The 25,656-nt window shown below is 51.6% G+C and carries 18 protein-coding genes and 1 tRNA gene; 12 read left to right on the forward strand and 7 right to left on the reverse strand.

Annotated features, from left to right (window positions below; genetic code table 11):
• Positions 1-74: 74 nt before the first annotated feature.
• The 3 genes from EG028_RS16580 (at position 75) to EG028_RS16590 (ending at position 5,761) form a co-directional block, all read left to right on the forward strand.
• The gene (locus EG028_RS16580) at positions 75-3,158 is read left to right on the forward strand and encodes a SusC/RagA family TonB-linked outer membrane protein (RefSeq protein WP_206614465.1); all 3,084 of its coding nucleotides are present in this window, start codon (positions 75-77) and stop codon (positions 3,156-3,158) included.
• 10 nt (positions 3,159-3,168) lie between these two features.
• A complete protein-coding gene (locus EG028_RS16585) occupies positions 3,169-4,932 on the forward strand; it encodes a RagB/SusD family nutrient uptake outer membrane protein (RefSeq protein WP_120517665.1) in 1,764 nt (587 codons plus the stop codon).
• A gap of 358 nt (positions 4,933-5,290) precedes the next feature.
• Entirely contained in the window at positions 5,291-5,761 is a 471-nt protein-coding gene (locus tag EG028_RS16590) for a hypothetical protein (RefSeq protein WP_120517666.1), read from the forward strand.
• Positions 5,762-5,838: 77 nt separating this feature from the next.
• Here the strand turns inward: EG028_RS16590 and EG028_RS16595 are convergent, their stop codons facing one another.
• Positions 5,839-8,817 carry a glycoside hydrolase family 3 N-terminal domain-containing protein gene (locus EG028_RS16595; RefSeq protein WP_120517667.1) on the reverse strand — a complete coding sequence of 993 codons (2,979 nt, stop codon included), beginning with the start codon at positions 8,815-8,817 and terminating at the stop codon, positions 5,839-5,841.
• 347 nt (positions 8,818-9,164) lie between these two features.
• Here EG028_RS16595 and EG028_RS16600 point away from each other — a divergent pair, with 347 nt between their 5' ends.
• The 3 genes from EG028_RS16600 to EG028_RS16610 all read left to right on the forward strand — a co-directional run bounded on the left by EG028_RS16600 (position 9,165) and on the right by EG028_RS16610 (position 11,352).
• Complete coding sequence (locus EG028_RS16600) at positions 9,165-9,773, forward strand: adenylate kinase (RefSeq protein WP_241559161.1); 609 nt, start codon at positions 9,165-9,167, stop codon at positions 9,771-9,773.
• Positions 9,774-10,134: 361 nt separating this feature from the next.
• The gene (obgE, locus tag EG028_RS16605; protein ID WP_120517669.1) at positions 10,135-11,178 is read left to right on the forward strand and encodes a GTPase ObgE; all 1,044 of its coding nucleotides are present in this window, start codon (positions 10,135-10,137) and stop codon (positions 11,176-11,178) included.
• A 100-nt stretch (positions 11,179-11,278) separates the two neighbouring features.
• Positions 11,279-11,352 (forward strand) — tRNA-Thr (locus EG028_RS16610).
• Here EG028_RS16610 and EG028_RS16615 read toward each other — a convergent pair.
• The 5 genes from EG028_RS16615 to EG028_RS16635 form a co-directional block, all read right to left on the reverse strand.
• Complete coding sequence (locus EG028_RS16615; RefSeq protein ID WP_120517670.1) at positions 11,352-12,557, reverse strand: J domain-containing protein; 1,206 nt, start codon at positions 12,555-12,557, stop codon at positions 11,352-11,354. The two genes, EG028_RS16610 and EG028_RS16615, sit on opposite strands and share 1 nt — an antisense overlap.
• A gap of 143 nt (positions 12,558-12,700) precedes the next feature.
• A complete protein-coding gene (recA, locus tag EG028_RS16620; RefSeq protein ID WP_120517671.1) occupies positions 12,701-13,702 on the reverse strand; it encodes a recombinase RecA in 1,002 nt (333 codons plus the stop codon).
• A 239-nt stretch (positions 13,703-13,941) separates the two neighbouring features.
• Positions 13,942-14,607, reverse strand: coding sequence for a hypothetical protein (locus tag EG028_RS16625; RefSeq protein ID WP_120517672.1), 666 nt, complete (start codon positions 14,605-14,607; stop codon positions 13,942-13,944).
• A gap of 14 nt (positions 14,608-14,621) precedes the next feature.
• Positions 14,622-16,109, reverse strand: a complete 1,488-nt coding sequence (gene rpoN, locus EG028_RS16630) for an RNA polymerase factor sigma-54 (RefSeq protein WP_120517673.1) — start codon at positions 16,107-16,109, stop codon at positions 14,622-14,624.
• 13 nt (positions 16,110-16,122) lie between these two features.
• The gene (locus tag EG028_RS16635) at positions 16,123-16,731 is read right to left on the reverse strand and encodes a ribonuclease HII (protein WP_241559162.1); all 609 of its coding nucleotides are present in this window, start codon (positions 16,729-16,731) and stop codon (positions 16,123-16,125) included.
• 112 nt (positions 16,732-16,843) lie between these two features.
• Between EG028_RS16635 and EG028_RS16640 the strand changes: the two genes are divergently transcribed.
• From EG028_RS16640 to typA, 3 genes are all read left to right on the forward strand, one after another.
• On the forward strand, positions 16,844-17,872 hold the full coding sequence (locus tag EG028_RS16640; protein WP_120517675.1) for a COX15/CtaA family protein: 1,029 nt from the start codon (positions 16,844-16,846) through the stop codon (positions 17,870-17,872).
• A gap of 58 nt (positions 17,873-17,930) precedes the next feature.
• Entirely contained in the window at positions 17,931-20,183 is a 2,253-nt protein-coding gene (locus tag EG028_RS16645; RefSeq protein ID WP_120517676.1) for a patatin-like phospholipase family protein, read from the forward strand.
• 185 nt (positions 20,184-20,368) lie between these two features.
• Positions 20,369-22,183, forward strand: a complete 1,815-nt coding sequence (gene typA, locus EG028_RS16650; RefSeq protein ID WP_120517677.1) for a translational GTPase TypA — start codon at positions 20,369-20,371, stop codon at positions 22,181-22,183.
• Positions 22,184-22,244: 61 nt separating this feature from the next.
• Here typA and EG028_RS16655 read toward each other — a convergent pair whose 3' ends face one another.
• On the reverse strand, positions 22,245-22,559 hold the full coding sequence (locus EG028_RS16655; protein WP_120517678.1) for a YbaB/EbfC family nucleoid-associated protein: 315 nt from the start codon (positions 22,557-22,559) through the stop codon (positions 22,245-22,247).
• A 65-nt stretch (positions 22,560-22,624) separates the two neighbouring features.
• Between EG028_RS16655 and EG028_RS16660 the strand changes: the two genes are divergently transcribed.
• The 3 genes from EG028_RS16660 to EG028_RS16670 are packed head-to-tail and all read left to right on the forward strand — an operon-like array spanning position 22,625 to position 25,655.
• Entirely contained in the window at positions 22,625-23,863 is a 1,239-nt protein-coding gene (locus EG028_RS16660) for an NAD(P)/FAD-dependent oxidoreductase (RefSeq protein WP_120517679.1), read from the forward strand.
• Between the two features lie 6 nt (positions 23,864-23,869).
• Positions 23,870-24,961, forward strand: coding sequence for a DUF2891 domain-containing protein (locus tag EG028_RS16665; protein WP_120517680.1), 1,092 nt, complete (start codon positions 23,870-23,872; stop codon positions 24,959-24,961).
• 13 nt (positions 24,962-24,974) lie between these two features.
• Positions 24,975-25,655: a DUF2569 family protein gene (locus EG028_RS16670; protein WP_120517681.1), complete on the forward strand. Its 681-nt coding sequence runs from the start codon at positions 24,975-24,977 to the stop codon at positions 25,653-25,655.
• The last annotated feature ends 1 nt before the right edge of the window (position 25,656 follow it).

Raw genomic sequence — 25,656 nt, forward strand, 5'->3', positions numbered from 1 at the left:
ATGAAAATCTAGATAACTTGACTGGATAATTTCGAACGTTACCATTTCTTAACCCAACCCAACACGTTACAGTTATGAAAACCATTCCACGTTATGGCGGGGCCATGCTCATGGCCACTTTCGCCTTATTTGCCGGAGGCATGCCCGTCTCCAAGGCACAAAACGTAACCCAACAATCATCCGCAAAAAACATCACGGTAAAAGGCAGGATCAGGGACGCCAAAAACGTTTCCTTACCCGGCGTGACCGTAGTGGTAAAAGGCACCTCGAAAGGTACGGCCTCGGATGAAAAGGGCGTATTCACCCTCCCCGATGTGGACCCGCAGGCCGTACTGGTGCTGCAATTCATCGGGTATGAAACCCAGGAGGTTCCGCTGAACGGGCTCACGGCGGTAAACATCCTTTTGAAAGAAACCGAAAAACAGTTGGACGAGTATGTGGTGACCGGCTACGGCACTACCAAAAAAGTAACAAAAACCGGGTCCGTGAGCACGGTGAAAGGCTCTGAGATCAAGCAGGCGCCCACCGTGAATGTATCCAACGCCCTCGTAGGGCGCGTTTCCGGCCTTATGGCCATCAACAGCAGCGGCGAGCCCGGCTACGACGGCTCCCGCATCCTCATCCGCGGCCGCAGTACCTACGGGAATTCGGACCCGCTGGTAGTGATCGACGGCATCCCGAGGGACGGCTTCCAACGCCTGAACCCGAATGACATCGAAAACATCTCCGTGCTGAAAGATGCTTCCGCAGCCATCTTCGGGTCCCGCGCGGCAAACGGCGTTATCCTCATCACCACCAAACGCGGTAAAACCGGGAAACCCCTGCTGAGCTATAGTTTCAACCAGGGCTTCACCCAACCTACCCGTATGCCCAAAATGGCCGATGCGCCCACGTATGCGCGCATTGTGAATGAGATCAACGTCAATGCGGGAGACCAGCCCAGTTTTACCGAAGACAAGATCCAGCAATTCGCGGACGGCTCAGACCCATGGCAGTACCCGAACACAGACTGGGTGGACGAAGTGGTGAAACCGCTTAGCGGCCAGAACCGCCACGACCTCAGCCTTCGCGGCGGCTCGGACAAATTCATTTATTACGTTTCAATGGGCACGCTTTTCCAGGACGGTATTTTCAAAAACAGCGCCACCAAGTACCGCCAGCACAATGCCCGCGTGAACCTCGACGCAAACGTGAACAAGTACCTAACTATCAAACTTGATCTCGCGGGCAGGCTGGAAGACCGTAATTTCCCACCCCGCAGCGCCGGCTCCATCTTCCGCGCGCTGCTGCGCGGAAGGCCCACCGAAGCAGCCCGCTGGCCCAACGGACTGCCCGGCCCCGACATCGAATACGGAGACAACCCGGTTGTGACCAGTACAAACGAGATCGGTTACCAGCGCGACCGGCTGTATGCCCTCAACAGCAACCTGGCCGTGGTACTTTACATCCCGAAAGTGGAAGGCTTGTTTGTAGATGCGAACTTCGCCGTGGACCAGGCATTTAATTTTAATAAACGTTTCATCAAACCATGGACGCTGTATACCTTCCAGGGTTACGATGCCAACAATCAGCCCCAGCTGGAGTCCAGCCAGAGAGGCGTGAGCGCGCCGGAGCTGGAGGAAAACTATGCGCAGACCGGCAGCATCACCATCAACGGGAAGATCAATTACATCAAGAGTTTTGGCAAACACAACACCTCCGCCATCTTCGCGATAGAGCGGAATGAAATGAAAAATGACAACTTCTGGGCACGCCGCCGTTATTACATTTCCAGCGCCGTAGACCAGCTGTTTGCCGGCAGCAATGAAGAAAAAGATAATACCGGCCGCGGTTTCGACTATGCGCGCCTGAACTATTTCGGCCGCCTGTCTTACAATTACGACGAAAAATATCTCTTTGATTTTAACTGGCGTTACGACGGCTCACAGAATTTCCCGAGCAATAAACGTTTCGGCTTTTTCCCCGGTGTGTCCGCGGGATGGGTCATCTCACGGGAGAACTTCTGGAAATCTTCCATCGGCAGCACGGTGGATTACTTTAAGATCCGCGGCTCCTGGGGCCAGATGGGTAATGACCAGATCAATCCTTTCCAGTACATGAACACCTATGGCATCTCAGAAGGTGGCGTGGTACTGGGGGACAAGCTGAACACCGGCATCAACTCGCTGCGCATCCCCAACCCGAACATCACCTGGGAAGTGTCCAATAACATGGACCTGGCTATCGAAACCAGGCTCTTTAACGGCCTGATCGGCATCGAAGCGGAGTATTTCTTCACCCGCCGTCACAGCATCCTTTCCCAGCGTTCCGCTTCCATTCCCATTTACACCGGCCTCACGCTGCCGGATGAAAATATCGGGAAAGTGCAGAACCAGGGCATAGACCTTCACCTGACACACAAACGCACCGTACGGAAATTCACCTACGAAGTAGTAGCCAATATTTCCACCGCGCGCAACAAGATCCTTTTCTGGGACGAAGTGCCCAACCAGCCGGAGTGGCAGCAATCCACCGGCCGGCAGATAGGCGCGAACCTCTATTACGAGGCCATCGGCATATTCAGGGACCAGCGTGCCGTGGATGAATACCCGCATATCGGCGGCGCCATCCCCGGGGATGTGATCTTTAAAGACGTAAACGGAGACAACAAGATAGACGACCTGGACCGCGTGCGTGTGAACCGTTCGGAGTATCCTATCTGGAACTACGGTCTTACCCTCGCGGCCAACTACGCCAATTTCGACGTCACGATGCTATGGCAGGGCGCCACAGGGGCCAGCCAGTATATCCGCACGGAATCAGGCCTGATCGGCAACTTCCCGATGAAGATCGCAGAAGACCGCTGGACGCCGGAAAACCCCGACGCTTCCATGCCGCGCCCATACGACAGGGATAAGGAATACTGGGTAAGCCGCCAGAATACATTCTGGCTATGGAATACAGACTACCTCCGTCTCAAAACCCTCGAACTGGGCTACACCCTCCCCGAGCCTACACAAAAACGCCTCGGGCTGGACGATCTGCGTATCTACGTGAGCGGCCAGAACCTCGTCACTTTCGACAAGGTGAAGATCTTTGACCCGGAATCACCCACCGGCAGCGGCCAGTTTTACCCGCAGACAAGGATCTTTAATGTTGGCCTGAATGTAACCTTCTAAAACATGCGTTATGAAAAGAACAATCACTCTCCTCAGCTATAGCATACTCACCATTACCATATTACTGGCAAGCGCCTGTAACAAAGACTTCCTTGAAAAACGACCGCTGAACGAATACACGGAAGACGATGTATGGAAAGACCCGAACATGATACAGGCCTATGTGAACGACCTGTATCCGAAGATGCGCCACGGTTTCAACGAAGTGATGCTCGGTTCCATGACTGATGAAAGCCGTTTTATTCACAATTACGGCACTACCACATCCGTAACAGAAGCCATGAGCCCTGAAGACCTGGGCGCGCTGAACCTTTTCGGTGAATGGGAAAAACATTACAAGGCCATCCGCAACTGCAACATCTTTTTTGCACAGGTGGATGCCGCTCCTTTTAAAGACGAAGCCCAGCGCGACCGTCTCAAAGGCGAAGTACATTTCCTCCGCGCATATTTTTTCCATATGCTCGTGAAATACTGGGCCGGCGTACCGCTGGTGACGCAGATCTTCCAGCTCACAGACGGAGAAGCCATGCTGATCCCCCGCAACGGCTTCGAAGAATGCGTGAACTACATCGTGTCCGAATGCGATAAAGCAGCCGCACTACTGCCCGAAGCACATGACCGGGATAATACGGGGCGCGCCACCAAATACGCCGCCATGGCTTTAAAATCACGCATGTTGCTGTATGCCGCCAGCGATCTTTTTAACAGGCCCGGCAACTCAAGGCCCGAGCTGGGTTATGTGGGAGGAGACCGGCAGGTACGTTGGAAAGCCGCACAGGACGCGGCGCTCGCGCTTATCCAGACCAATAAGTTTTCCATTTACCAGCCCACTTCTTCCGGCGTGGACAACTACACCCGTGTGTTCATGGATAAAAACAATGCGGAGGTCATTTATTGCAAATACTTCAACAAACAGCTCCTCGGCACATCCCATGATCTTTACAACGGCCCGAACGGTTACCACAACTGGGGCGGGAATGTACCGCTGGAAAATTTCGTGGAAGGCTACCAGATGCGCGATGGCACTCCTTTCAACTGGAACAACCCCGCGATGGCTGCAAAGCCGTACGACAACCGCGATCCCCGATTTTATGCCACTATTCTGTATAATGGCGCAAAATGGAAAAAACGCCCCAGTGACGCCATCGGCCTCGATCCTGTGGGTGTGATACAAACCGGTAAATACGAAAAAAGGAATGCCTCCGGCGGTGTGGACGTGATCAGCGGCCTGGATACCCGCAGCGGCCCGATCGAGAACTGGAACGGGTCCTACACGGGTTATTATCTCCGTAAGTTCATGGACCTCAACCTGGATGCTCAGTTTTTCCGTGGAGAGCAGACCTGGCCTTTCTTCCGTTATGCGGAGATCAAGCTGAACTATGCAGAAGCCAGCATGGCGCTGGGCCAGGACGGCCCTGCCCGGGACGCCATCAACGAAGTGCGCACCCGCTCAGGCATGCCGGCTATTCCTGTATCTGTTACAGGCGCGGCTTTGCTGGAGCAATATCGTTACGAGCGCAGGTACGAACTTGCCTTTGAAGAGCATCGTTATTTTGATGCGCGCCGCTGGCTCATCGCCGAAACTGTATTCAGCGGGCCGGCCAAAGCCATCGAAATTTATGGCAAACTGAACCCCGACACCCTGCTGTATACTTACAAAGTATTAACAACCGGGGTACAGGACCGGAAGTTCACAAACAAACACTACCTGCTGCCGATCATGTCCACGGAAATCCGCAGGAACAGCAAGATGACACAAAACCCCAATTACTAAAACCCTTTCTGGCACGGCCTGTCCTTCATCCGGACGGGCCGTGTTATTGTACTTCCTACACATTGCCATTAACAAAAAAGATGCGGCCTGTTTGCGTTTTGTATTTCCAATAGTTGTAAATTCGCCTTCCCGATTAACAAACAATTAACGCCAAAACAAAGAATCAGCTTAAGGACTTAGCCACCAGAATTTAGCCCGGAGTATCCCATAACATTAAGGCAATGATCTGCTCATATTTAGTTAATACGCTCTTAATGTTCGCTTAATGACACGGTCAGACCTTTGCATCGGAAATCAAAGACACCTTTACTGAAACTGACCCAAGACACGAGTTAACTATTAAAACATTTTGACTAACATGAAACACAGCATTGTGAACGCACCAAAACGAGTACTTACGGCATTAGCACTCATACTGGGCATTAGCTTACAGGCATCCGCACAGAACGAAACATTTGCCTACGTTAACACCCGCGAAGAGAAAGCCCCCCGTACTACTACAAACACATCCCCTGATGAAGCCAACTTTATGATCCAGAGAGGTTGTAAAATTGAAGTAACCCAGGAAGGAACAGACGATTTACGTTTCCTTGTTCAGATCGTAAATCCCCGCCAGGACAAACTGGTTCTGTTCATTAAAGACGCCAGCAACAACACGCTTCACAAAGAAGTGCTGGATGGCAACGCCAGGTATCTTGGCCGTTTTAACATGGACAAGCTGGAAGATGGCTCTTACACTTTCGAGATCCGGAATGGTAAAAACAAACTGGAAAAATCCATCGACATCAAAACGCAGTTCCTGGTAAACCGCGTGGTTTCTGTTGAATAGCAGTCCCGCTGATCCAGGCCATAAAAAAGAGGGTACACCTTTACCGGTGCACCCTCTTTTAGTTTCAGCATGTTTGATTACTGCATGGCCTGGTACAATGTTTCCATCATATTGGCCCTCACGCTGAGCGTAGAAATTTTGTTATTCGCGCCGCCATTGGGGCAAACGCGGTTGCTGAGGAAAATGAATGCCATTTTATACTGCGGGTCGATCCATATGCAGGTACCTGTAAAACCGGTGTGGCCAAAAGTGAGCGGGGACGCGCTCTTTGCCGGGTATGGTTCGGAGCGTGAGGCATTGTCTTTCTCCGGCTTGTCGAAGCCCAGCCCGCGGCGGCTGATATTGGAATGGTATCCTGAAAACATCGCGATGGTTTCCGGATGGATATAGGACTTGCCATTGTACGTTCCGCCATCCAGCAGCATCTGCACCAGTACGCCAAGGTCCGTAGCGTTGGAAAATAAACCGGCATGGCCGGCTACCCCGCCAAACATCGCCGCGCCCGGATCATGCACATCGCCCCGGATCCATTGCACCCTGAAATTATTTTCAAACTCTGTGGGTACCAGCTGGCTGAGCGGCAAACGGCTGCGTGGCTCAAATCCCGTGGTGATCAGGCCCAGCGGTTCGTAGAAAGTTTCCCGCACGTAGTGGTCAAGGCGTTTGCCCGTAACTGCTTCCACGATCTTGCCGAGAAAGATAAAATCATTGTCGCTGTAAATGTATTGCCGGCCGGCGGGCAGCAGCTTGCTGTCTAGTATGCGGCGGAACATCGTGTCGTTGTAACGTGGCTCCATGTACAGATTTTCCGCTACGCGGAGGCTGTGCAGGGAATCGAGATGCTGGGCGAAAAGCAGTGTATCCGGCCAACCGTTTTCGTAAAGCGTTTCCCGGTAAAAGGGAATATAAGACACCAGGCCAGCCTGGTGAAGCAATACATCACGGATCAGCAGCTTTTCTTTATCGGAGCCGCGTACCCATGGAAGATATGCGCCCAGCGTAGAGTCCAGCGATATTTTCCCTTCGTCGTACAGGCGCATCACGGATACAGTAGTGGCGCATATTTTAGTAACGGATGCCAGGTCGTACACGGAACTGTCCGTCACGGATTCTTTCTGGCTATAGTCGTAAAACCCGAAGTTTTTGTGATACACCATTTTCCCGTCTTTCAACGCCAATACCTGGCAGCCGGGTGCGGCGCCTTTGTTGATCATATCGTAAGCCAGGGAATCAATCCTGTTCAGCACATTGCCGTTCAGCCCTACAGATTCGGGGCTGGCTGCTTCCAGCTGGCTGGGGCGTATCACGGGTTTGATCGAAGTGATGCCGGTGCCGAACTGGAAATTGTTGCAAACCGTAACCGGCAGTTTCCCTTTCGGTTCCAGCTTGCCGAACAGCACGGCGGCGGCGGCTTTATGGGTCAGGCTGTCATCTTCATACGCGGCAATGATCGTGGGCGCGTCACAGAAATAACGGATGGCGTAAGGATTGCCGAATGTGATCGTGGCGGCGGGCATTTCTTCCTGCAGCTGGTTTACAATGGCTCTTTCGGCGCGGTTAATCCCGTAATCGTTGGCCGGCCTGCGGCTGTAATTCTGCACCGCAATAATCACCGCATCGTACTGCGCTTTCAGGCGTTTTACCATAGCGGTCACCTGCGCCTCGGATTGCCGGGGGGAGAACACATAGGCATCCACATCGGCTCTGTGCCGGCGCACGGCATCGATAAAGGTGTTATTTCCTCCATCCACTCCCACAGCCACTATCGCAAGTTTTTTGTTGCCGATGGTAACAGGTAAAGGAAGAAGGTGATTATCGTTGCGAAGTAATGTGATGGCTTCTTCAGAGATCCTGCGGCGTAAGGGTAATACCGCCGCGTTCAGGTCTTCGGTGATATTCACCGGGTCTATGGACTGAACATTTGCCAGTCCAAGATCATACTTGGCGCGCAGCACTTTTTTCACCCTGCGGTACACCTCCGCGCGGCTGATCGTTCCTTTTTTGATCGCCGCTGCGATTGCATTGATGCTGCCTTTTGCGGTGGACGGGAGTTCCATCAGGTCATTGCCTGCCAGCAGGCTCTGCAAAGATTCCTGCCCATTGTTATAGTACTTCGAAATACCTTTCATTTCCAACGCGTCGGTAACGATCAGCCCTTCAAAACCCATTTTTTTCTGCAACAGGTCTGTGACCGTTTTATATGAAATGGAGGTCGGTGTATTGGCTTTGCTGTCTATAGCGGGAATGTACAGGTGTGCGATCATGATAGAGCCGACGCCCGCTTCTATGGCGCGCTGGAAAGGATAAAGCTCCAGGGAGTCCAGTTGTGAAATGGTTTTATTGATGGCCGGCAGATCGTAATGACTATCCACATCGGTATCGCCATGCCCGGGAAAATGTTTGGCACAGGCCATCACTCCCGCGTCCTGCATGCCTTTGATCATAGCCACGCCAAGGCGCGCCACCTGGTATTTATCTTCCCCGAAAGACCGGTCGTTGATCACTGGGTTATTCGGGTTATTATTCACGTCCAGCACGGGGGCGAAGTTGTATTGGATCCCCATGCGTTTGCATTGTTCGCCGATGGCTTTGCCTACTTCGTAGATGAGTGCGCTGTCCTGCACGGCGCCGAGCATCAGGTTTCGCGGGAAAGCGATCACGCTGTCCACAAAACGCATCCCGAGCCCCCATTCCCCGTCCACGGCTATGAGCAGCGGCGCTTTACTGGCCGCCTGGTAACGGTTGATGAGCATGGCCTGTCTTACTGGTCCGCCCTGGAAAGTAACCATCCCGCCGATCTTGTTGGCGCGTATATCGTTCAGAACGCTGTTGATATGATCCTGCCCGAGATTCGAGTGCATACGGATCATAATGAGCTGTGCGATCTTTTCTTCGTGGGTCAGTGAATTAAAAACACTGTCCACCCAATGATCTGCCTTGCTCTGGCGGGGTTTCTCCTTCGTGGGTTTATCTTTTTCCTGAGGCGTGGTTCCCGGTTGTGCATTAGCTGCAAGCAACAGCCCGGTGAATACTGCTACCAAAAAATGCTTCATCATGCTATAAACATACAAAATTTACAAGCTCATTTGGATGGTGAAATGACTGGCGGCGAATACATTGCACTTATTAAGCATATATTTATATCCGGTTGTCATATCGATGAGGTCATTTTTCGATTCCTCTACCTTTTTTCCGGTTTTGTTGAAATATTTTTACCATTTTGTGGTATATTTTTATAAGAATTCACTAATCTTAATTTTAATTACCAACTCATTCAATTGTTTGTTATATTTGCACCTTACGTGACGTCATCCTTAAACCTTTTGAAGAGCTTATCTGTAAGAAGATGGGGACGTACAAGTCAACTGTAACACGTTTTTAAGGCGTAGGTATTTCACTTACGATGAATACATTATCGAAGAACATGGTCAATCTTATTTTATTTGGCCCTCCCGGAAGCGGTAAAGGAACCCAGAGTGCCAACATCATTGAGAAATACGGTCTGCTTCACCTGTCCACCGGCGATTTGCTGCGTTCCGAAATAGCGGAAAAAACTCCCCTGGGTACAGAAGCCCAGAAGTTCATCGACCAGGGTTTACTTGTACCGGACGAAGTGGTGATCGGCATGATCAGCACCAAGCTGGACGCCAATCCTGAAGCGCGCGGCTTTATTTTCGACGGCTTTCCCCGCACCACCGTGCAGGCGGAAGCGCTGGACAAGCTGCTGTCGCTGAAAAAGACGGGTATTTCCGTGGTACTGAGCCTGGAAGTTCCGGAAGATGAACTGGTACGCCGCCTGCTGGACCGTGGTCTCACCTCGGGCCGTTCAGACGATGCCAGCGAAGACGTTGTAAAAAAACGTATCGTGGAATACCACAACAAAACCGCTCCTGTGGCGGATCACTACGCTAAATTCGGGAAACTGAAGAAAGTGAAAGGCGAAGGCACTATCGAGAATATTTTCGAGCTGCTGAGCAAAGAAATCGAAGAACTGATGGGCGTTCGCGTATAATCCGCGGCATCCTGGAACATACATATTGCAACGCAAAGATCATGTAAGGCCAAACTTTACGATCTTTGCGTTTTGCTTTTTAACCGGACTGGTGGGGAAAGGAGCGTTTAAAGCCCCCTCCCGGCTGGAGTCCTGGAGCTGAAACGCTTCCTGATGGCCGAAATCCATACAATTTCCCGGCACATCAGTACCAAAAGGACCCTGGTTCGAAAAACAAAGCCGGTGGAGGAGTTGCCAGTATCAGGCTACGCCAACCCCTCCTGCCAGGCATAAAAACATTCCGCCATATGGCGGAAGCGGATTCCGGAACGATCGTTCCGGCACTATAAACCGGCCCTGGTGGCCGGAGGAGATTTGAATTATGGAGAATTTTGTAGACTACATACGGGTATTTTGTAAATCAGGCCACGGCGGCGCTGGCAGCAGGCATTTTATGCGCACCAAGTTCAAAGCCATGGCCGGGCCCGATGGCGGGGACGGCGGAAGGGGCGGACACCTCATCCTGCGCGGCAACGCCCAGCTGTGGACCCTGTTGCACCTTCGCTGGTACAAAAACGTACTGGCTGAAGACGGTGAAAACGGCAGCGGGGACAACTGTACCGGCGCTAACGGCAAAGACATCGTAATTGAAGTACCCCTCGGCACCATCGTACGCGATGAAGAAACCGGGGAAGTGGAAGCAGAAGTACTGAAAGACGGCGAAGAAATTATTTTTATGCCCGGCGGACAGGGCGGCCGTGGAAACGCTTATTTCAAAAGCGCGACGAACCAGGCACCCGAATACGCCCAGCCCGGTGGGCCGGCACTTGAAGGCTGGAAACTGCTGGAACTTAAGGTACTGGCAGACGTAGGGCTGGTAGGTTTCCCCAATGCGGGTAAATCCACACTCCTGTCATCCATTACTGCCGCCAGGCCCAAGATCGCGAACTATGCATTTACTACCCTCACACCGCAGCTGGGCATGGTACCGTACCGGGACGATAAGTCGTTCTGTATGGCAGACCTTCCCGGTATCATCGAAGGTGCGCATGAAGGGAAAGGCCTGGGCCACCGCTTTCTCCGGCATATAGAACGGAACGCGGTACTGCTGTTCGTGATCCCGGCGGACAGCCAGGACCATCTCAAGGAATTCGACATCTTGGTAAACGAGCTGGAGCAATACAATCCTGAAATGCTGGACAAACAGTTCCTCATCGCCATCAGCAAAAGCGATATGCTGGACGATGAACTGAAAGCCGCCATTTCTGCCGAGCTTCCGGAAGACGTACCGCATGTGTTCATTTCCTCCGTGACCCAAACAGGGCTGCAGGAGCTGAAAGACATCCTGTGGGATGCGCTTACGTCCGAAGCTAACATGCGCCAGAGCGAGGAAGAGCAGGAAAAAGAGGAAGAGGAAACCGACTAATGTTATAATTACCTGAACTCGATACAGAATCCTGCCCTATGGCAGGATTTTTTTTGCTGGTTATACACCGTATTCCCGGGGAGCTTATTTTTGTAAGGTTGCCACCCTAGCTCAGTTGGTCAGAGCGGTTGTTTCGTAAATAACAGGTCGTCGGTTCGATCCCGATGGGTGGCTCACAAAGCCTCCGTGTTGCTGAACGCAGCATTGGAGGTTATTTTTTGTGCGTAGGTTTTGATGATCTCTTCTATATCCCGCCAGATTAAGTCCTGATCGGCGCCCCGGTAGTATTTCCTGAACATCTTTTCAGTGGCCTGGTAATCAAGATTATTAAAGTAATAACACACCATCTGCCGGACGTATTCTTTTCGAGTACCATCGTCCCGCCCGGCGCTTAATTCCGGGGCATCAATTGTTGCCAGGTACGCCAGGTTTTCCTCTATTTCCTTGTTCCTTCGCGGGTTCATTCCGGCAAAAAGGAAACGTCCTTTGTCCGCTTTCAGGTAAATAGCGGGCACCAGGCTGTAATTCGGCAGACCGGTTATCTCACAGGAACCGCAGCTACGGTAGGTTTCAATGATTTCATCAAAATAAAGCCTGATGTTATTCCCGACAATATACATTCCCCCGGTGTGGCTGAAAAACTCTTCATAACGCACATCCTCCGTCCCGTTTTGCGGAGGGATCCGCCGGAAAATGTAATCCTTGTTGGTAAAAAGTTCTTGTTGTGAATAGGTAACAGACAACTGCAATTCCTCGGTACCATCTCCGTCGATATCTGTTAAGATCTCTACTGTATTGGCCAGTGCATGCCCGGCAGCCATTTCGGAAAGACTGATATCAGATCCGTCTCTTAGTTTTACATGCTGCGGGCTCACGACAGATACCGGCGTCCATTTGGCGCGAGCCTCTTCTTCCAGGAGTACCTGGTTCATACTGGGTTTAGGCTTAGGGCCGAAATTATACAATAACACAAAAAACAGGATCAGGCCGCCGGTCACCATGGCCATGAACCGCCAGGGCATCCGGCTGAAATCCGGTACAATATACTCATCGGTGACTCTCCGAAATCCGCGGACAGAACCGTAACGGCGATTTCCGGGTTGTGGCGGAGGAGGTGATTGAGGGCCCGGCTGCGGCGGTTGGGGTTGGGCCGGAGGTGGTTGCCTTTTGTAAAAAAGCTGCCTGTCATACCAGGTCTTCTTATCCGGGTTACCCAGTACTTTATAGGCTTCCAGCACCTCCCGAAACTTTGTTTCACTGGTTTTATCGCCATTATTCCTGTCCGGGTGATGGCGCAGGGACAGCTGGCGGAAAGCGGATTTGATTTCCTGCTGAGTGGCGGTTTCAGGGATACCTAATGTCTGGTAGAGAGTCGGCATGCTAATACATGAACGCTAAAATTAATGCATCCAGTGTAAAGTAAAAAAGAAAGGTCCGTTAGACAACGGACCTTCTACTAAACTAACCCAAACAAACGTTTAATAAACGTTTAAAAAATCTTTATCAGAGTCAGTAACAAGCCTTAAGCCTGTTCTGCGAGTTTTGCTTTGATCTTGGCTTCCACTTCGATGGCAACTTCAGGATTGTCCAGCAGGAGCTGTTTCACTGCATCGCGGCCCTGGCCGAGTTTGTTGCCTTCGTAGCTGAACCAGCTACCGCTTTTCTGCACAATGCCGTACTCCACGCCCATGTCTATCAGTTCACCTACTTTGGAGATACCCTGGCCGAAAATAATGTCGAATTCAGCCATACGGAAGGGAGGAGCGACTTTATTTTTTACCACTTTTACTTTTACGCGGTTACCTACAGCTTCGTCGCCGTCTTTGATCTGGCTCATACGGCGGATGTCCAGCCTTACGGAAGCGTAGAATTTCAGGGCGTTACCACCGGTGGTGGTTTCCGGGTTACCGAACATTACACCGATCTTTTCACGCAGCTGGTTGATAAATATGCAACAGCAGTTGGTTTTGGAGATCGTGGCGGTCAGTTTACGGAGGGCCTGGCTCATGAGACGGGCCTGTAAGCCCATTTTGCTTTCGCCCATTTCGCCTTCCAGCTCGCCTTTAGGAACCAGTGCGGCCACGGAGTCAATCACCACAACGTCTACCGCTCCGGAGAGGATCAGCCTGTCGGCAATTTCCAGCGCCTGCTCACCATGGTCGGGCTGGGAGATCAGCAGGGAATCCACATCCACACCCAGCTTGCGGGCATAACTGCTGTCAAAGGCATGTTCCGCATCTATAATGGCGCAGATACCGCCTTTTTTCTGCGCTTCCGCAATGGTATGTATCGCTAAGGTTGTTTTACCGGAAGATTCAGGGCCGTATATTTCAATTACCCTTCCTTTGGGCAGACCGCCAATACCCAATGCGATATCAAGCCCCAGGGAACCTGTGGAGATGATTTCCATCGGCACATCGGGCTTTTCGCCCATCATCATCACGGCGCCTTTGCCGAAATCCTTATCAATCTTGTCCATTGTAAGGCGAAGGGCCTTCAGTTTATCAGTATTGGCGTTTGACATAATTTGTATGAATTAGTAAGTAAGTATTTTGTTACAAATTTAATGGTAGTGCAAGTTATAATTATTTCCCCGAAAACTCCTAAAATTTTTAGCATTTTTTCTGAAATACTAATTTCAATAGCATCAGGTGTTTAAACTTAAATTGGGGTAACACGCAACGGACAATACAAAGGTGCATTGTCTTTACGCAAGGGATGTGCGCAGTGAAAAAATATCTTTTAAAAGAGGGAACTCCGCTCCTAGCCTACAATAGCATACGCGATCACCTGTGAAAGAATGCCCACCAGCAGGCCGGTGTAGATCTCCTGGGGAGTATGTGCCTTTAGTATAAGCCTTGCCGTAGCCGCCAGCCCGGTGAGCACAAAGGCCAATGCCAGCGGCACACTCACGTTCATCCCCATACCCCACATCAATACCATCAGGAAGCCCAGCACCCCGCCCCAGCCGGTCGTATGCATGCTGATCTTCACGAAGCTGTTCGCCACAAAACAGATCACCACGGCGATAAAAATACCCAGCAGGAAGGCGTTAAAAAAACCGGGACTGATGCCCTGGCGCTTGAAAGTATAAAAGGCCCAGAAATAAAAAATGGTCGTGGCTACATAAGGGATGATCCGGTCCGTACGCTCTTCCAGCTGTACACTGTTCACAAACCCCAGGAGTTTGGACAGTACCACGGCCAGCAGCGGGAACAACAAACTGCCTACGCCTACACGGATATACAGCTTGTCAAACGGGAATTTGATGCTGTCGTGTTTGAACACCATAAAGTATTCCGGCAGCGCCGTTACCACCATAAAAGTGATGAGCAGGGGAATGAACAAGGGATGCAGCAGGTAAGAAAATACTGTTGCGGAGGCCCGTAAGGCGGGCGGAAAGGTGACGGTCGATTTCTGCTCTTCCATGAAAATTTGAATGATTATAATTCCTTGCGTAAACGCGCAACGGGTATGTTCAGCTGCTCGCGGTATTTGGCCACGGTACGGCGTGCGATGTTGTAACCTTTGTCCTGCAGCATCTTGGTGAGATTTTCGTCGCTGAGGGGTTTGCGTTTGTTTTCCCCGCCAATCATATCCGACAATATCTTTTTCACCTCGCGCGTGCTCACTTCTTCGCCGCTATCGGTGGAGAGTGATTCGGAGAAGAAAAACTTCAGTTTGAAAGTACCGAACTCCGTCTGTACATATTTACTGTTCGCCACGCGGCTTACGGTAGAGATGTCCAGCTGGGTGATGTCCGCAATGTCCTTCAGGATCATGGGTTTCATCGTGGTTTCGTCGCCGGTGAGGAAAAACTCGTGCTGGTAGCTCATGATCGCTTCCATCGTGCTCAGCAGTGTATGCTGGCGCTGTTTGATGGCGTCTATGAACCATTTGGCGGCATCTATTTTCTGTTTGATGAACAGTACGGCTTCTTTCTGGCGTTTGTCTTTTTTGTCACCACGGTCGTATTCCTTCAGCATTTCGCGGTAACCTTCGGAGATGCGCAGGTCCGGTGCGTTTTTGCTGTTGAGGGACAGTTCCAGTTTGCCGTTATTGTTGAGTATGAAGAAGTCGGGGATTACGTAGCTCTCCGCTTTGTTCATAAGGCTGTAATTTCCGCCTGGCTTGGGATTGAGCTTGATGATCTGGCCGATGGCCTCGCGCAGGTCCTCGTCTGAAAGATTAAGGGAACGCTGGATCTTTTCGTAATGTTTTTTGGTGAACTCGTCGAAATAGTTTTCGAGGATGGAGATGGCGGTCAGTATGCCGGGATCGTCCGGGTTCTTGCGTTTCAGCTGCAGCAGCAGGCATTCCTTCAGATCCGCGCAGCAAACGCCGGCGGGGTCGAAGGTCTGGATCAGTTTGATCAGCTGCCTGATCTCTTCTTCCTCGGCCTGTATATTCTGTGAAAATGAAAGATCGTCTACGATGGCACTGGTTTCGCGGCGGAGATACCCGTCGTCGTCTATGCTGCCGATGATCTGCTCCGCGATGCGGCGCTCACGGTCGTCCAGCGTCTGGAGGCCCAGCTGGGTGAGCAGGTGGTCGTGAAAGGTGGTTTCCACGCGAACGGGGATGGTGCGGGATTCGTCGGGGTCCGGGTAGTTGTCGTCCCGGAGTTTGTAATCCGCTATTTCATCATCGCCTTCGGAAACGTATTCGGAAATATCGATGTTATCGTATTCGTTTTCGCTGCCGTCCGGTTCAAATTCTTCCTCCGTGCCGGCTTCGAATTCTTCGTTGTTGTCTTTGGAAAGCTCATCTTCCTGGCCGTCTTCACTGTACTCAAGGGCGGGGTTTTCTTCCAGTTCTTCTTTGATCCTTTCTTCCAGATTGGCAGTAGGCACCTGCAACAGTTTCATGAGCTGAATCTGCTGGGGTGATAACTTCTGTAATAATTTCTGTTGTTGCGTTTGCTTTAACATGGTTCGTTCCTTTTTACCACTTTCCCTCGTCGTCCAGGCTGAGCTGGTCTGGCAACAAGCGGAACGTCCTGCGGTGATAGGGCGTGTCGCCGTGGGACCGGATGGCATCCCGGTGATGCCTGGTAGGATAACCCTTGTTGTCCTTCCATCCGTATTGCGGGTACTGCTCGTGCAGGCCCTGCATATATTCGTCCCGGTAAGTTTTTGCCAGCACAGACGCTGCTGCTATGGATGCATATTTTCCGTCGCCCTGTATGATGCAGGTATGCGGGATATCGCCATAGGGATGAAAACGGTTACCATCAATGAGTAACATTTGGGGCTGTAGCGATAATCGTGCCAAAGCTTCGTGCATCGCCTTGAATGAGGCTTTCAGGATATTGATCTTATCAATTTCCACATTGCAGATGCTTGCCACGGCATAGGCTACCGCCTCCCGCTCTATCACCACCCGTAATACATTCCTTTCGTCTTCCGTCAGCTGTTTGGAATCATTCAGCAAAGGGTGCCGGAAAGTCCTGGGCAAAATCACCGCCGCCGCAAATACAGGGCCCGCGAGGCAGCCTCTTCCGGCTTCATCGCAACCCGCTTCTGTAAGTACATCCTGATAGTATGGCAGCAACAAGTTAACTGATTTTGTTGGCGCTAAAATTACAAAAACCGGCGGAATGATTCGGGGAATTGATAAAAATCATCTATCCCGGGCAGGATTAACCCTTATTTTTGCAGGGTTTATGGAAATGCAGCAAAATAAAGGAAACCGGGCCATCGTCATCTGGCTGTTCACCGGGGTGGCCATGATCATTGTACAGGTGCTACTGGGCGGCATTACGCGGCTCACCGGCTCAGGCCTGAGCATTACGGAATGGAAGCCCATCCTGGGCGCCCTTCCTCCCATGAATGAAGTGGCCTGGCAGGCGGCTTTTGAAAAATACCAGCAGATCGGCCAGTCCAAATATATCAACAGCCACTTTACCCTTTCCGATTTTAAATGGATCTATTTCTGGGAATGGTTGCACCGCAACTGGGCCCGCCTGATCGGTATCGTATTTTTCGTGCCCTTCGTGTGGTTCATTATCAAAAAGAAGATAGACCGCAGTATGATCAACCCGATGATCGTGCTTTTTATCCTCGGCGGCCTCCAGGGCCTCATTGGCTGGATCATGGTGAAAAGCGGGCTGAACGAGGAAAACCTTTACGTGTCCCACATTCGTTTAGCCATCCACTTTATCGCTGCACTGGGGCTGCTGTGGTACGTGCTCTGGTTCGCCCTGAAGCTGAGCATGCCCTCCTCCCGGATCGTTCAGGCCCCGGGCCTGCGGAAACTTTCCGGCTGGATACTCGGGCTGCTGGTGGTCCAGCTGGTCTACGGCGCTTTTATGGCCGGCCTTCACGCCGCACTCGCCGCCACCACCTGGCCTTCCATCAATGGCGCCTTCGTGCCGTCCGGCATGTTTTCCCAGGGCGGCTTCCTCGCGGATATTACCCACAACCAGATCACCATCCAGTTCATACACCGAACCCTCGCGTATGTGCTCACCCTGCTGATCGCCGTCTGGTACCTCCGCTCCGCCCGCCTGCCACAGCTCGCCGCCGTAAGGGCGCTGGCTTTGCTGGTGGTGCTACTCCAGGTTTTTTTAGGCGTGCTCACCGTACTGAACAGCGGGATTAAAATTCCGCTCGGTTTTGCCCTCGCACACCAGTTCACCGGCATGGCGCTGCTGATGGTCATGATCTGGGGACGCTTTGTGACAAGGCCCTGAGGTCACATTTAATTTATTTTTAATTTTACATTGCGGATATTTGCCTTAATTTAAGGCGGTGAAAAGATTCTGGTTAAGATTTTTCTATTCCTTCCCTATTCAGCTGCTGCTGCTTCATTTTCGCAAGTACCAGGTTTTGCTGATCTTCTGGGCAATTCTGTTCAGCACCATCAACGGCGGCTTTGCAAAGACGTTTGGCGGTGATGCGCTTTTCCTTGCCCCGGAATATATGGGAAAGGTAAATTTCTACAGCACCACGGTGACGGGCGTAGCAGCCGCCATTTTTACCATGAGCTGGAATATCACCACTTTTATCCTTCACAGCGGCCGGTTCAAGTTCCTGGCCACCACCTCCCAGCCCTTTTCCAGGTACTGCCTGAACAATTCCATTATCCCAGGCGCATTCCTGCTGATGCTTTTATGGCGCGGCTGGCAATACCAGCGCTGGCAGGAGCTGAACAGCGTTCCGCATATCCTTTTGCTGGCTGAAGGTTTTATCTGTGGTTACCTCGCCGTAATCTTTTTTTCTTTTTTTTATTTTTTCAACGCGGACAAAAACATCGGGCGGCGGCTGATGAAAAAATTCGGCAACCCGCGTAATTTTCTCCGCACTGTGCTCAAACCGAACCAGGAAAGGGACGAAAACTCCCTGCCGGTGTACAGCTACTTTTCCAGTCCCTTCCGCATACGCCGCGCGAGGAACGTGGACCATTACAACAAACATTACCTCGACAATATCTTCCGCCAGCATCACTTTGCCGCGATGATCACGATCGGGCTGGCCCTGGTCTTCCTCGTGATCATGGCCTACCTGATGGACTACAACGCCTTCCGCATCCCCGCAGGCGCCAGCGTACTTATCTTTTTCGCGTTCCTGATAGGCGTGGCAGGTGCTTATGCCTACCTGCTGGAAAGCTGGGCTATACCCGTACTGATCACCCTCATTGTGGGGCTGAACTGGATGGTGAAAAACCAATGGATAGATAACCGGAACAAAGCCTACGGCCTCAATTACCTGGACAAAAAAGACCGCCCGGAATACAGCGTGCTCAGTCTCCAGGAATTTTTCACCGAAGCCCGGGCAGAAGCGGACCGCAAAAACACGATCAAAATACTGGAGAACTGGAAAGCGAAATTTCCAGCCGGCTCCAAACCACCGCTAATCGTCATCAACACCAGCGGCGGCGGCAGCCGCTCTGCCGCCTGGACCATGAACGTATTGCAGCGGTACGACAGCCTGCTGAAAGGCAAACTCCTCAAACATACGTTCCTGATGACCGGCGCATCCGGCGGGATGCTGGGCGCCACGTACTTCCGCGAGCTGTATCTCCGCCAGCAGGAAGGGAAAATGCCAGGCAAAGCAAGGCTATACGACAGCATCTATTGCGAAAAGATCTCCCGGGACCTGCTGAATTCTGTATTCAGCTCCTTTGCGGTAAACGATTTTATCACGCCGTTCCGGCATTTTGATATCGGCAAAAACTCGTACGCCAAGGACCGCGGCTATGCCTTTGAAATGCAGCTGAACATCAATACCGATCATGTTCTGAACAAAACCGTCGGCGACTACCGGCAGCCGGAATACGATGCCAAAATACCGATGCTGATCTGGTGCGCAACGATCAACTCGGACGGGCGCAGGCTTTTTATGAGCCCCCAGCCGGTGAGTTATCTCTGCGCGGCGAACTACCGTTATCCTACCCGAGCTGTACGCGATGTGGACGGGGTGGATTTCAACCAGTTTTTTGCGAACCAGGACGCGAATGAGCTCCGCGTAACCAGCGCCATCCGCATGAGCGCCACTTTCCCTTATGTGCTGCCCAACGTATTCCTCCCCAGCAATCCCATTGTGGATGTGATGGACGCGGGCATCCGTGACAATTTCGGGCAGGAAACGAGCGTCCGCTTCCTGTATACCTTCCGCGAATGGATCAATGAAAACACCGGCGGGGTGATCTTTATGCAGATCAGGGACACGCGTAAAAACGACGTAAGCCCCATCAAACAGCAAAAAGACCTTGGAGACCTGATCTTTGAACCGCTCTTTTCCATGCAGGCGAACTGGATGAGTATGCAGGACTTCCACCAGGACCATCTTGTTAATTATATAGAATCCTATTTCCCTGGAAAATTCAAGCGGCTGATATTCCAGTATGTGCCGCAGCAGGCTGAAAAAGCCGCCGCGCTGAGCCTCCACCTTACCCCCAGGGAAAAACTGGATATCGCCCGCGCGCTGGACAACCCGGGTAACCAGCAGGCTTTCGGGCAGTTGAACGAAGCGCTTACAGGCATCCTCTCGCAACAACACTAAACGCTAACATGTTGGTTTTGAGCAAATAATGCATCATTCCGGTGCATTGGGATATTTCACAGTTATTTAAGGTATCCCTACAGGGAATTCCCCGTATTATTCGTACCTTTGCGCCTTCGTTTGGAGCCGCCCGGAAAAATAATCCCCCGGAACGACTTCAAAATGCGGCTAAATCACTCATTGTCATGCAAATTAGAAACATCGCGATCATTGCGCACGTAGACCACGGTAAAACTACCCTGGTTGATAAAATCCTCCACTCTACGAACGTATTCCGGGCCAACCAGGAAACCGGGGAACTGATCATGGATAACAACGACCTGGAAAAGGAACGTGGTATCACCATCCTCAGCAAAAACGTGTCTGTAGAATACAAAGGAGTAAAAATCAACGTGATAGACACCCCGGGCCACGCCGACTTCGGTGGCGAGGTAGAACGCGTATTAAAAATGGCCGATGGCGTAATTCTGCTGGTAGATGCCTTTGAAGGCCCCATGCCGCAGACCCGCTTCGTATTGCAGAAAGCTCTCCAGCTGAACCTGAAACCCATCGTGGTGATCAATAAGGTGGATAAAGCCAACTGCCGCCCTGATGAAGTGCATGACGCCGTATTCGAACTGTTCTTTAACCTGGACGCCACGGAAGATCAGTTGAACTTCCCCACTTATTACGGCTCCGGCAAAAACGGCTGGTTCAACGATACCCTGGAACCCCGTGAAGACATTATCCCCCTGCTCGATGGTATCCTCACCCACGTTCCCGAGCCGAAAATAAACGAAGGCACCCTACAGATGCAGATCACTTCCCTCGATTACTCTACCTTCTTGGGCCGTATCGCCGTAGGTAAAGTGACCCGTGGCAAGATCGCCGAAAACCAGCCTATCAGCCTCGTGCAGGTAGACGGTTCTATCAAAAAGACCCGCGTACGCGAGTTATATATATTCGAATCACTCGGTAAAAAACGCGTACAGGAAGTTATTGCCGGTGACATTTGCGCTGTAGTAGGTATCGAAGATTTCGGTATCGGCGATACCATCGCTGATTTCGAAAACCCTGAGGCATTACCGGTTATCAGCGTGGACGAACCGACCATGAACATGCTGTTCAGCATCAACAACTCTCCTTTCTTTGGTAAAGACGGTAAGTTCGTGACCTCCCGTCACCTGCGCGACCGCCTGATGAAAGAAACCGAGAAGAACCTGGCACTGCGTGTACACGATACCGAAGCTGCGGACAGCTTCATGGTATACGGCCGCGGTATCCTTCACCTGGGTGTACTGGTAGAAACCATGCGCCGCGAAGGATATGAACTGACCGTTGGTCAGCCGCAGGTAATCACAAAGATCATCGACGGCAAAAAAAGCGAACCGTTTGAAACCCTGGTGGTAGACGTTCCGCAGGAATTTGCTTCTAAAGTGATCGATCTCGTAACCCGCCGCAGGGGTGAAATGCTGATCATGGAAACCAAAGGTGAAATGCAACACCTGGAATTCGAGATCCCTTCACGTGGCCTGATCGGCCTGCGTACGCAGATGCTGACAAACACTGCCGGTGAAGCTGTAATGGCACACCGTTTTAATGACTACAAACCCTGGAAAGGCCCGATCCCCGGCCGTAACAACGGTGTTCTCTGCGCCAAGGAAGGCGGTACCACTACCGGCTATTCCCTTGATAAACTGCAGGACAGAGGTTCATTCTTCGTGGATCCGGGAGAAGAGGTTTACAGAGGCATGATCATCGGTGAAAACAACAAACCCGGTGACCTTGTGGTGAACCCCAATGAAGGTAAAAAATTAACCAACATGCGTGCGAGCGGTACCGATGGTGCTGCCAACATTGCGCCCAAAATACTGATGACGCTTGAAGAGTGCATGGAGTACATCCAGCAGGACGAGTGCATCGAAGTAACACCGAACCACATCCGTATGCGCAAGACCATCCTGGACGAAGAAGAAAGGAAGAAGTATCAAAAAATGCTGAAGGCGGAAGAGGTTAGCTAAGTTATTCAGATTAAGACAAAAGGATATAAAACCGGGCGGATCCGCCCGGTTTTTTTATGCCTTACATTCCCGGGAGCCCCATGCCGCCCAGCATGCCGCCAGCCACATTTTTCATTTCGCTTTCCCAGGCGTTCTCCGCATTTTTCAGGGCACGGTTCAGCGCCGTGATCACCAGGTCTTCCAGCTCCTCCTTTTTTTCCGCCGTCAGCAGCGCCGGATCGATCTCGAGGCTCTGTACCTCGCGGTTGCCCGTCACCAGTACCTTTACGGCCCCGTTTCCGGCCTCGCCTTCTACAGTGATATGTTTGAGGCGCTCTTTGCTGTCGCTCATTTTCTGCTGCGCTTCCTGCAGCTTTCCGAACAAGTCTCCGAACATATTTTCAGGTTTTAGGCAAAGATATATATTTCCACCTCGCACCAGATTCCGTATCTTGGCACCCTATGATCACCACTTCAGTTTGTATAATCGGAGCAGGGCCCGGAGGCGCCACCACGGCGCTGCAATTGGACAGGTTGGGCATTCCCTGCGTTGTTGTGGACAAAGCCGTTTTCCCCCGCGATAAAGTGTGCGGGGATGGGCTCAGCGGGAAAGTGATCACCGGTCTTGAAAAGATTGATAAAGGGATTGCGGAACGGCTGAGAGCCTTGGCTGAAAAAGAAGATAGCTGGGGCGTCACCTTCGTTTCCCCCGGCCGCCAGAGCATGGATGTGCCGTACAAACCCAATTACAACAAACAGTCGGATGAGCCGCTGGGCTTTGTGTGCAAGCGTATCCATTTCGATAATTTTATGGTGGACGAGCTGAAGCGCAGCCCTAATGTGCAGCTGTTCGAAGGCATCACCGTCGATAAATATTCACTGGAAGAAGACGGCTATACCGTACGCAATTCCTCCGGTGATTTTGTCGTAAAAGCCAAACTGCTCATTATCGCCAACGGCGCACATTCCTCTTTTACAAAAGACGTGGCCGGCATCCGCATGGAACCGAAGTATTATGCAGCAGGCATCAGGGCATATTACAAAGGCGTGAAAGGTACGCATGACGACAGTTTTATCGAACTGCACTTCCTCAAAAACCTGCTGCCCGGCTACCTCTGGATATTCCCCCTGCCTAACGGCGAGGCAAACGTAGGCATGGACATGCTCAGCGACGCCGTGCGCGACCGCAAAGTGAACCTGAAACAGTTGCTCACCGAGACATTAAAACAGGATCCCGTCTTCGCGGAACGTTTCCGCGACGCAGAAATGACCAGCAGCCTGGATGGTTACGGCCTGCCGCTGGGCTCAAAAAAACGCCGGCTTTCCGGCAACCGTTACATGCTGGTGGGAGATGCCGCTTATATCATCGATCCGTTCACCGGGGAAGGCATCGGCAACGCGATTTACAGCGGCGCCATCGCTGCAAAACAGGCAGCAGCCTGCCTTGAAGCGGGTAACTTTGGCGAAGAAGTAATGATGGCTTATGATGAAAGCGTATACCGCGTTTTAGGCCCCGAGCTGAACCTGAGCTACAAGCTGCAGCAACTCGTAAAATACCCCCGCCTGTTCAACTGGCTCATGAAAATGGGCATGCGGAACAAACAGCTGCGGGATGTGATCTCCAGCATGTTCTACGAAGTAGACCTTCGTAAGAAACTGACCAAACCGTCTTTTTATGTTAAACTTTTACTGAACCGGTAAATACTTATGAAAGGAATATCCCTGCTGCTATGTTTATTTTATTTCGTGAACGGCTTCGCGCAGATGCCGCTGTACGAGGAAAAAAACGGACAGTTGCGCCTCAACACAGAAGGTGCTCTGCATCTTTCGGCTTTGCCGCTGAAATGTATGCAGCATGAATATCCCTACAAGACCGGCATCGTATATACCGATTCATCCTTCTTAACATCGCCTAAAACATACCATCCCGCTTTTTATGGCTGCTACGACTGGCACAGCAGCGTGCATGGCCACTGGATGCTGGTACGCCTGCTGAAGATGTACCCCCAGCTGCCGAACGCCCTGATGATCCGGCAGAAGCTGGCGGAAAATTTATCGCAGGACAACATCCGCAAGGAATTACAGCTTTTCCGCAACAAGGAAAACAAAGGCTTTGAGCGCATCTACGGCTGGAGCTGGCTGCTGCAGCTGCAGCAGGAACTGGTGACCTGGAATGATCCGCTGGCCGCACAATTGCGCAATAATCTCGCGCCGATGGCTTTTTATTTCAGTAACGCTTACCGCGATTTCCTGAAAAAGATCGCTTACCCGATCCGCGTGGGAGAACATACCAATCTCGCTTTCGGGCTGCGGCTGGCCTGGGATTATGCGGCCACTTTAAGAGACACCGCGCTGCAGTCTTCCATCAGGAATACGGCCATGCGGTTTTATGTCAACGACAAAAACTGTCCGGCCAGCTGGGAGCCCGGCGGTTATGATTTTCTTTCTCCCTGCCTTGAAGAAGCCGATCTGATGTGGCGCATTTTACCCGCGGAGGATTACCGGAAGTGGGTGAGGGAATTCCTGCCGGGCCTTTTCGAGCAAGGCGCTCCGTTATTTACCGTCACTACCGTAAACGACCGTTCCGACGGCAAGCTTGTACATCTCGACGGGCTTAATCTCAGCCGGGCATGGTGCCTTTACGGTATTGCGAAACATTGTGGAAGCCAGTCTGAAGCTGTGCGCCAACTGGCCACCCTTCACCTGAAGGCGGCCCTTCCGCACGTTGCCAGCGGGGACTATGCCGGTGAGCACTGGCTGGCTACTTTCGCCGTTTATGCACTGACTGTTGAATTCTGATAATACTTTCCCTATGCCTGTTCTGAGTTCTGTTTTTGTGACCGCCGCGGGACTAAATCTTATCTCCTCGCTCATTACACTCGTATCTTTTGCTGCATTTGCCATTGTTGCTTTTTATGTGTTCAGGCTTTCGCTGCCGCCGAAATACCCGACGGACGTTCCCTGGAAGATCAGCGGAGGAATGATAATTATTGCGTTGATCCTCTTCATCCGGCTGGTGATGATCATATACAGCCTCTACGTGATGGATGTCTGGGGGCCGGATTTCTGGGGAAGCCTTGGGAGCAGATTTGAGGAAAGCCAGGTGTGGGTGCTGAAAGTAGTAATTGTGCTTGAGATCGTCCTCAATACTTTCCTGATCACCGCCACGGGGTTTATGATATTGCTGTTTTTTAAGACCCGTGATATTTTCCCCACTGTGTTTATGATCGTTCTGATCTCGCAGGAAATATTTGTACTGGCAGACGAAGCCGGGGTAAGCTTGTTATTTGGTCAGCTGAACGCACAAAGCATTACAGCGATGATGCCGAAATGCATCGGCCGCTGGCTGGTAGTGGGCCTGATGATCTGGTATGTGAGAGGGTCCAATCGTTCCGTTCATACATTCGTACTGCCGCACAGCAGCCTCATCCATGAAGATGATGCCGATTTCCTTTTAGACCTGGAGGAAGAAAGTAAAAAAGGGGCTTTTTAGG

This window comes from Chitinophaga barathri, from assembly GCF_003807585.1.
Taxonomy (GTDB): domain Bacteria; phylum Bacteroidota; class Bacteroidia; order Chitinophagales; family Chitinophagaceae; genus Chitinophaga; species Chitinophaga barathri.